Origin of the sequence: Arthrobacter sp. CC3, from assembly GCF_039907775.1 — a bacterium.
In the GTDB taxonomy this organism is placed as follows: domain Bacteria; phylum Actinomycetota; class Actinomycetes; order Actinomycetales; family Micrococcaceae; genus Arthrobacter.
In genome coordinates, this window is the sequence record NZ_JARCCY010000027.1 from 59,223 (window position 1) to 68,392 (window position 9,170).

General features: G+C 67.5%; 8 protein-coding genes. 5 read left to right on the forward strand and 3 right to left on the reverse strand.

From position 1 onward, the window contains the following. Positions 1-15 precede the first annotated feature (15 nt). Complete coding sequence (locus PV761_RS16090) at positions 16-1,044, forward strand: LacI family DNA-binding transcriptional regulator (RefSeq protein WP_347898260.1); 1,029 nt, start codon at positions 16-18, stop codon at positions 1,042-1,044. Here the strand turns inward: PV761_RS16090 and PV761_RS16095 are convergent. Then, positions 1,041-1,634 carry a TetR/AcrR family transcriptional regulator gene (locus PV761_RS16095; protein ID WP_347898262.1) on the reverse strand — a complete coding sequence of 198 codons (594 nt, stop codon included), beginning with the start codon at positions 1,632-1,634 and terminating at the stop codon, positions 1,041-1,043. The two genes, PV761_RS16090 and PV761_RS16095, sit on opposite strands and share 4 nt — an antisense overlap. A gap of 109 nt (positions 1,635-1,743) precedes the next feature. On the opposite strand from PV761_RS16095, the gene PV761_RS16100 reads away from it, so the two are divergent. Then, complete coding sequence (locus tag PV761_RS16100; protein WP_231511103.1) at positions 1,744-3,066, forward strand: MFS transporter; 1,323 nt, start codon at positions 1,744-1,746, stop codon at positions 3,064-3,066. Then, the gene (locus PV761_RS16105; RefSeq protein WP_347898264.1) at positions 3,067-5,565 is read left to right on the forward strand and encodes a glycoside hydrolase family 3 C-terminal domain-containing protein; all 2,499 of its coding nucleotides are present in this window, start codon (positions 3,067-3,069) and stop codon (positions 5,563-5,565) included. Positions 5,566-5,579: 14 nt separating this feature from the next. On the opposite strand, the gene PV761_RS16110 is transcribed toward PV761_RS16105, so the two are convergent. Beyond that, positions 5,580-6,287 carry an FCD domain-containing protein gene (locus PV761_RS16110; protein ID WP_347898266.1) on the reverse strand — a complete coding sequence of 236 codons (708 nt, stop codon included), beginning with the start codon at positions 6,285-6,287 and terminating at the stop codon, positions 5,580-5,582. 90 nt (positions 6,288-6,377) lie between these two features. Between PV761_RS16110 and PV761_RS16115 the strand changes: the two genes are divergently transcribed. Continuing rightward, the gene (locus PV761_RS16115; RefSeq protein ID WP_347898268.1) at positions 6,378-7,745 is read left to right on the forward strand and encodes an alpha-hydroxy acid oxidase; all 1,368 of its coding nucleotides are present in this window, start codon (positions 6,378-6,380) and stop codon (positions 7,743-7,745) included. 98 nt (positions 7,746-7,843) lie between these two features. On the opposite strand, the gene PV761_RS16120 is transcribed toward PV761_RS16115, so the two are convergent. Continuing rightward, on the reverse strand, positions 7,844-8,401 hold the full coding sequence (locus tag PV761_RS16120) for a metalloregulator ArsR/SmtB family transcription factor (RefSeq protein WP_347898270.1): 558 nt from the start codon (positions 8,399-8,401) through the stop codon (positions 7,844-7,846). Between the two features lie 155 nt (positions 8,402-8,556). On the opposite strand from PV761_RS16120, the gene PV761_RS16125 reads away from it, so the two are divergent. Then, entirely contained in the window at positions 8,557-9,048 is a 492-nt protein-coding gene (locus tag PV761_RS16125; protein WP_347898276.1) for a hypothetical protein, read from the forward strand. Positions 9,049-9,170 lie beyond the last annotated feature (122 nt).

The following is a 9,170-nucleotide window of genomic DNA, read 5'->3' on the forward strand; positions in this document are numbered from 1 at the left end:
CGGAAAGGGGCAGCATTGGGCAGGAGAGCCACCACCCGGCGAATCGGCATTGCCGACGTCGCCCTCAAGGCCGGCGTTTCGCACGCCACCGTGTCGCGTGTCATGAACGGCAACTTCACGGTTGACCCCACCATCGCCGAGCGGGTCCGGGCGGCCGCAACGGAGCTGAACTACCAGCCGAACCCGGTGGGCCGCAGCCTGGCGCTGGGCAAGACGGACACCATCGGGATCGTGGTGCCGGACCTCTCCAACCCCACTTTCCAGGCCATCCTCCGCGGCCTGAGCATGGCGGCCGCCCAGGATGGCTACCGCGTCCTGATCGCCGATTCGTCCGAGGTGTCCAGCGAGGAGGCCATCCTCGCGGGCGAGGCGCGCCGCCGCTGCGACGGCCTGGTGCTGTGCGCGCCGCGCATGGCCGACGCCGAACTGGAAGAGCTGGCGCCGTCACTCCAGCCCATGGTGCTGATCAACCGCACCACCGTGGACACCCATACGCCGAGCCTTATGGTGGACTACGGCCAGGGAATCCAGGAACTGGCCGAGCACCTCGTGGGCCTGGGCCATACCCGCCTCGCCTTCCTGGCCGGTCCTGCCCGGAGCGCGTCCAACGGCCTGCGCCTCGCGGGCCTGGCAAAGTTTACGGCGGCCCACCCGGGGATTGGGCTGCAAATGCTCGACGGCGGTTCCACCTTCGAGGCAGGGCACCAGTCAGTGGATGCCGTTCTGGCAAGCGGCGCCACCGGCATCCTGGCCTTCAACGACCTCGTGGCCATGGGCCTGCTGAGCGGACTCCACGAGCGCGGGATCCGGGTCCCTGACGACATGTCCGTCACCGGCTTCGACGACATTCCGTTTGCCCGCTACACCACCCCGACACTCACCACGGCGGCGGTTCCCATCACCGAACTTGGCCAGCAGGCGTGGCACCGGATGCGGGACCTGATCCGCCAGGTCCCCTCCGACGCACCCGCCGGGGGGCCCACGGTATTCGAACCGAAGCTCGAAGTCCGCAGCAGCTCAGGAACCGCACCCGCGACCAACTAACTCCCGCCGGGCGGGGCCAGCAGCACGTCGACGAGCTGGGACAGGCCGTCCGCCATGTCGACGTTTTTGTCGTAGAGCCACTGCAGCTGCAGGCCGTCGAAGGCCGCCACCACCAGCCGGGCCAGCATGGTGGCGGACACGTCCGTGCGCACTTCGCCGGCACCCTGGCGCCGGCCGATGTCCTCGGCCAGGTCCGCCACCACCTGGGCATAGCGTTCCTGGAAATAGGGGTGGGAGTCATGCCCCGGATCATTTGCCGTCGCCGAGGCCACGGCATAGAGCGTGGTCAGCCCCGGCTCCTTGCGGTTGCGCTCAGCGATCAGCGCCAACAGCTGAAGGCCCACTTCCTCCTGGTCACTGACGGCCAGGCTCCGCCGGTCCCGTTCAGCCAGCACGGCCGTCAGCAGTTCCTGTTTGCCCCGGAAGTAGTGGAACAGAGTGGCCTCCTTGACCCCCACCAGCTCCGCTACGCGCTTGAGCGCGGTCCCTTCGAAGCCTTCGGTGGCAAAAACATCAGTGGCCGTCTGGATGATCTGTTCGCGGCGTTCCGCTCCCTTTGCGTACTGGCCGCGTGGCTTCGACGTTGACATTGAGTCAGTGTATTTCACTTTTTTCACCGAAAATCTAGTCACACTTGGTTTTTGTCGCTACCATCGTTCTCAGGACCCAACGGAGGGTCACTTTTCGTCAGGAGGCAATGTGGCCGTCAAGACCATTCCCCAGGATTCCGAGGCTTCTCCGGCCAGCGGAACACAGATCAGCAGCACTTCAACAAGCACCATCGCTCCGGGTACACCGCCCGCTGCGGCACAGACCAAGGCCCCGCGTGCCTACGTCATCGGCATGCCCATCGCCAGCGCGGGACTCTGGATGGCGGTCCTGGCACCGGCCCTGGTGGTCCTGGCCATCAAGGTCTCAGAAATCACCACGCCGGACACCCGCGCCGGGGCACTGAGCCTCGTGGCCGGCGTCGGCGCCCTGGTTGCCCTGCTCGCCAACCCGTTCTTCGGCAGGCTGAGCGACCGCACCACGTCGCGGTTCGGCATGCGCAAACCGTGGATCGTCGGCGGCTCGCTCCTGGGCCTCGCCTCCCTGTTCCTGCTGGGTTCAGCCACCGGTGTTGCGGGCGTGCTGGTTGCCTGGGTCATCGCCCAGCTTGGCTTCAACGCCGCCCTGGCAGCACTTGTGGCAACGCTTCCGGACCAGGCCGCGCCGGCTGAGCGCGGGCGCCTGTCCGGCCTGATCGGCATGACCCTTCCGATCGGCCTCGTTGCCGCCGCCTTCTTCGCGCAAATGTTCGATAACGCGCTGCAGATGGCCGTTGTGCCCGGAATCGTCGGCACCGCAGTGGCCATCGCTTTCGCCTTCACCTTCAAGGACCGCGTGCTGACGGAAAAGCCCGCCCCGCTGAACCTCAAGGAAATCCTGGGTTCCTTCTACTTCAATCCCCGCCTCTACCCCGGCCTGGGCTGGGCCTGGCTCACCAAGTTCATGGTGTACATCGGCTACTGCGCCGGCCTGCTCTACCTGCCGTACTTCTTCACCGACCACCTGCACGTGGCTGAATCACAGGTCACCAGCCTGGTGTTCCAGGCCACGCTGGTCAGCTCCGCCGGTACGGTGGCCACCAGCCTCGCCGGCGGCTGGATCAGCGACCGCATCGGCAAGCGCAAAGGCATGGTGATCATCTCCGCCCTGATCATGATGGTGGGCCTGATTGTCATTGCCACCAGCAGCACCACCGGCCAGGTCCTGGTGGGCCAGGCGATCGCCGGACTGGGCCTTGGCTGCTTCAGCGCCGTGGACGTCGCCCTGATCACCGACCTCCTGCCCGGAAGCCAGGGCGATAACGCCAAGACCTTCGGCGTCTTCAACATCGCCCAAGCTCTCCCCCAGTCCCTGGTGCCCGCCGTCGCCTTTCCGGTCATTGCATTCGGCGGCTACCCCGCCCTGTTCCTCGGCGGTGCGGCCATCGGCATCATCGGCGCCGTCCTCGTCATCCGCATCAAAGGAGTCAAGTAAATGAATCCCGCACTCTCACCGGCCGTACTGGCCCCGGCACCGGATTCCCCGGACGCAGAGGCCCGGATCCGCGAACTCGCCCGCAGCCTCTCCCTCGAACAGCAGGTACAGCTGCTGACAGGTGCGGACGTCTGGTCCACCCATGCGATTCCGGAAATCGGACTGAGCCGCGTGGTGATGTCCGACGGCCCCGCCGGGGTCCGCGGTGAAGACTTCGATGAGCGCCACGACTCCGTCTCCCTGCCGTCGTCGTCCGCTTTGTCCGCCACCTGGAGCGTCGAAACGGCGCGCCGCTACGGCCAGGTCCTGGGCCAGGAGGCACGCCGCAAGGGCGTGCACGCCGTCCTGGGACCCACCATCAACCTGCACCGCTCCCCGCTGGGCGGCCGGCACTTCGAATGCATGAGCGAGGATCCGCGGCTGACCGCAACCATGGCCGCCGGGTATGTTGCCGGCGTGCAGTCCATGGGTGTGGGCGCCACCCCCAAGCACTACCTGGCCAACGAGGCCGAGACGGACCGCTTCACCGCAGACTCGGTAGTGGACGAACGTCCGCTGCGCGAGCTCTACCTGGCGGCCTTCGAAGACGCCATCACCGAAGCTCGCGCGTGGCTGGTGATGAGCTCCTACAACTCCATCAACGGCACCACCGCGAGTGAAAACAAGCTGCTCGAAACCCCGCTGTCCACGGAATGGGGTTTCAACGGCGTAGTGGTCTCGGACTGGACCGGTGTCCGCTCGGTGGATGCGGCCAACGCCCACCAGGACCTGGAAATGCCGGGACCTGTCGGGCACTGGGGCCCCAAGCTGCTGGCCGCCGTCAAGGACGGCCGCGTCAGCCGCGACGCCATCGTGGAGAAAGTCACCCGCATCCTGCGGCTGGCGGCACGCGTCGGCTCCCTCGAAGGTTTCACGCCTGCAGTGACCGAGCTCCCCGCCCAGCTGAACGGCGCCGCCGTCGCCCGTGAAGTGGCTGTGCGCGGCGCTGTGCTGGTCCGCAACGAAGGCGGCCTCCTGCCGCTCGACGCCACGAAGCTCGGCAGTGTGGCGGTCATCGGCCACAACGCCGAAGAAGCACGCACGCAGGGCGGCGGCAGCGCCACCGTGATGCCCAAGTACACCGTCTCGCCCCTGCAGGGCCTCCGCAAGGCACTGCCCGACGACGTCAAGGTCACCTACGTCCGCGGCGCCAAGGTGGCCGAGGGCCTCCAGGCCTTCCCCCGCACCTCGCTCCGCAACCCGGTCTCCGGTGTTCCCGGAATCCGCGTGACGTTCCTTGCCGCTGACGGCAGCGAGATTTCCGGCGAAGACCGCCTCGCCTCGCACCTGATCTGGTTCGGCATCGGAATTCCCGCTGGCGCCGCTTCCATCCGGATGGAGGCCGACTGGACTGCGGACACGGCAGGCGTCCACCACCTGGGCGTCGGCACCGTGGGCCAGATCCGGCTGGCGCTTGACGGAGCCGAGGTGTTCAACAGCGAGCTCGAAGACGACACCGACGTCCTCGGCGCCGCCTTGTTCGATCCGCCCAAGACCGTCCATGCCATCGAAACAGCCGCCGGCCAGAGCGTCCGGATCGAGGCCGAATACCAGCTGCCCAAAGAACAGGTCATCCCCTTCACCGCCATCCTGCTGGGTGAGGAAACCGTGGTGGCGGACCCGCAGTCGGAGATCGACGCCGCCGTGGAAGCCGCACGCGCAGCGGACGTCGCCGTTGTGGTGGTTGGCACCAACGCGGCCATCGAGTCCGAAGGTTTCGACCGCAAGGACCTGGACCTCCCCGGCCTGCAGAACCAGCTGGTGGAAGCCGTGGCCGCCGTGAATCCGCGCACCGTGGTGGTGGTGAACTCCGGTTCGCCCGTGCTCATGCCGTGGCTGGACAAGGTGGGCGCGGTACTGCTGGGCTGGTTCGGCGGCCAGGAATTCGGCACTGCCATCGCCGACATCCTGCTGGGCACGGAGGAACCGGGCGGGCGCCTGCCCACCACGTGGCCGGCAGCGCTGGCGGATGTCCCCGTCCTCAACACCACGCCGGTGGACGGCAAGGTGGTCTACTCGGAGGGCATCCATGTGGGCTACCGGGCATGGCTCAAGCAGGAAGCCGCGGGCGGGGCCGCTCCGGCGCTGCCGTTCGGCTTCGGGCTGGGCTACACCACCTTTGAGCTGGGCACCGCCCACGCACCGCAGTACGTGAGCGCCGGCCAGGACGTTGTGCTGCACGTCCCGGTCCGTAACACCGGCACACGCACCGGCCGCGAAGTGGTCCAGGTGTACCTCGACCGTGCGGAGTCCGCCGTGGAGCGGCCGGTCCGCTGGCTGGCCGGCTACGCCGGAACGCACCTGGCGCCGGCAGGAACGGACAGCGTTGAAGTCCGTATCCCGGCAAAGGCCTTCGGGCATTACGACGGCGGCTGGCAGTTCGAGCAGGGCACGTTCCGCGTGCTGGTGGGCCGGCACTCGGCCGACGACTTCCAGACGCTGGAGATCGAACTGCGCTAACTGAGCTGTCCGGGCTAAAGCCGGGCTGGGTCCGAATCCTTCGGACCCAGCCCGGCTTCTTTGTAATACCCCTCGATGTGGGCCGCAACGAGCCCGGCTGCCCTGCCGCCGTCGTGGTTGTTGATGGCGGCGAGAATGTCGCGGTGTTCGGAGCGGAGCCGTGCGGCGGTGGCGTCCCAGTCCGGAAGGTTTGCCGTGAGTTTGCCGGCGTAGCTTTGGATCGCCTCCCGGAGCGAGCCCATCATGGCGCTGACCACGGCGTTGCCCGCCGCCTCGGCGAGGGCCAGGTGGAAGCGGACGTCGAGGGCCAGGAATTCTTCGGTGTCCGGGCAGGCGTCCATCTTTTCGAGCAGTGAGGCGGCCTCCGCGAGGGCCGGCGAGTCCGTGCGCGCCCGGGCGACGGCCCAGGACTCAAGCAGGACGCGGGTCTGCACAATGTCCGCCACCGGCAGGTGCGAGGTGGCCACATGCAGGCGCAGCGCCGAGCCGAGCGCCGCCGTCGGGTCCGCGATGACCACGGTGCCGGCGTCGGGACCGGATCCCACGCCTGCCCGGACAACGCCCATGGCTTCCAGGATGCGGATCGCTTCACGGACGGAAGTGCGCGAGACCTGCAGCTGCTCGGCCAGCGTCCGCTCCGCCGGCAGCCGGCCGCCCAGGGCAAGTTCGCCGCTGGAAAGCTGGTTCTCGATCCATTGCAGGACCAATTGATGAGTACGCATGGGCCAATGGTACTTGATGTGGTTGGACCACATCCCTTAGAGTGTGGTTAGACCACAGAGCCACCACAGCCCGATGCCCCGGAGGCAGCAATGACGCACACCATCCAGCCCAACAACCCCGAGACCACCCCGGCCCCTGAGACTGACGTGGCCGGCGCTGCCGCGCCTGCGGGTACCTCCCTGTCCGGAGCCGTGAACGGCGCCGTGAACCGTGCCGCAGCGGCGGTCCCGGCGGCCCTCAAGCGCCGGGTGCCCAAGTATTCTGACCTCGCGCCGCTGATGCAGTTCAAGAAGCCGGAGTTCAGCCGTGCCGCTAAGCTGCAGCGCGCCAGCACCATCTGGGAGCTGCGCGACATGGCCAAGCGCCGCACCCCGCAGGCTCCCTTCGACTACACCGACGGCGCGGCAGAAGCCGAAATCACCCTGCGCCGCGCCCGTGAGGCCTTCCTGGACATTGAATTCCGGCCGGGCATCCTCCGGAACGTCTCCAGTATCGACCTGAGCACCGACATCCTGGGCAGGCCGTCCCGGCTGCCCGTTGGCATCGCACCCACCGGTTTCACCCGGATGATGCAGTCCGAAGGTGAGTACGCCGGGTCCCAGGCCGCCGAGGCCGCCGGGATCCCCTACACGCTGTCCACCATGGGCACCGCGTCCATCGAGGATGTTGCCGAGGCGGCACCCAACGGACGGAACTGGTTCCAGCTGTACCTGTGGACGGACCGCGACCGTTCCCTCGAACTCATCGAACGCGCCGCCAAGGCAGGAAACGACACCCTGATGGTCACGGTGGATACCGCCGTCGCCGGCGCCCGCCTCCGGGACGTCCGCAACGGCATGACCATCCCGCCGGCGCTCACGCTGAAGACCGTCCTGGATGCGTCGTACCGCCCGGCCTGGTGGTTCAACTTCCTCACGCACGAGCCGCTGACCTTCGCGTCGCTCTCCCGCTACACCGGCACCGTGGCGGACCTGATCAACTCCATGTTCGATCCCACCCTGACCTTCGAGGACCTGGACTGGCTGCGCGAAACCTGGAAGGGCAAGCTGGTGGTGAAGGGCATCCAGACCGTCGACGACGCCCGCAAGGTGGTGGACCACGGCGCCGACGGCGTGGTGCTCTCCAACCACGGCGGCCGCCAGCTGGACCGCGCACCCATCCCGTTCCACCTGCTGCCGGACGTCAAGGAAGCGTTCACCAAGGACAACTCGGACGCCGCGATCATGCTGGACACCGGCATCATGAGCGGCGCGGACATCATTGCCGCGCTGGCACTAGGCGCTGATTTCACGCTGATCGGCCGCGCCTACCTGTACGGCCTCATGGCCGGCGGCCGCGCCGGCGTGGACCGGGCCATCCAGATCCTGGAAAAGGACATGGCCCGCACCATGGCGCTGCTGGGCGTCAGCAAGCTCTCCGAGCTGACCCCGGACCACGTGCGGATCCTCGGCAGGTAGGCCGCCCCGCCTTTCGGAGGCCCCGCCCAACTAGGTAGCAGCAGATGTCGTTTTGACCGCTCAGAACGACACCTGCTGCTACCTATTTGGGTACCGGGCTACTTCTTGCGGCCGAACTTGGGCAGGTTCGCGATGAGGTCCGCGGCCTTCGTGGCGGCACGGCCCACGGTACGGCCGATCTGCTGCGGGACGGTGTCGTCCCCGGCAGTGGCCACAGGGATCGCAACGGCCGGGCTCAGCTGGCCGCCCTCCGAGGCGCCGGGCACCGCCGCGGCGGCCGGACGGCCGGTGCCCGCAGCGGCCGGCACCGACGGTGCCGCGGTTTCCGCAGCCTGCTCCGTTTTTCCCTCCAGGATCTGGGCGGCCGGGGAGCTGACGACGGCGGCTGCCCGCGGCCCGACGTCGAACGTCCCCAGCCAATCGGCGACGCCGGCAAGGGGCTTGGGGTTCAGGGCGTAGTAACGCTTCTGGCCCTGGGCCCGCATGCTGACGAGGTCGGCCTCGCGGAGAACCTTCAAATGCTTGGAAATGGTGGGCTGGCTGGCATCCAGTTCCTCTACCAGTTCCCCCACTGCTTTGTCCCCCGAGCGGAGGGATACCAGAATGTCACGCCGGGTTGCCTCAGCAATGACGGCAAATACGTCGTCTGTCACCATGTGATCCACCCTAGCGACATATACGCCGGATGGCATCCACTATTTCGTCCCGCGCACGACGGCCATTGCCCTGTACCGGCACCGGTGCTAGAACGGACTCACGGTTGCCCCGGGCTCTCCGGCTGCGGCCGCTCAAACATGAGGGGTGGGTGGCCATGGATTTCCTCCGCCAGCAGCTGTTCAACATCATCGCGTTTGTGTTTTTGGGCCTGTTCGTCGCGGTCTGGGGCTCCGTGCTGCTGCGCGTCGGCTTCTGGGTGCCGGACGGCAGGACGGTTGCGCCGCCGCTGAACGGTGCCCTGGTCACCGCGGCAGGCGTGCTGGCCACCTCACTGAGTTCGCTGACGGCGTCGGCCCTCGGATTCACCATCGCCGAGGTGCGCCGTGACGAACAGGTGCAGCGCGACCTCGCCCCGGGCGACGCGGATACCGTCTCCTTCAACCCGGCGGAGGTCACTGCCCGCTTGTCCGGCCGGATCGTGGCCGCAGTGGTGGTGTACCTGGCGGTGGGGCTGCTGGTGCTGCTGCTCTGGCTGGTGAAGGGAACAGCGTCCACGGACTTGATCGGCGCCTTCGCGCTGTCACTGCTGGGCTGGCTGATCGGGGCCGCCGGGGTGGTGTTCCAGACCGAGAAGCCGCTTTCCTAGCCCGGCCAGGCCAGAGTTAGTCGAATCAGATTTAGTCGAACAGCGCTAGGGCGTGTCTCCTTATTGGCGTAGCCAGATGACGACTGCGTAGAGGACGACGCCGGCACGGTAGGTCAGTGCGA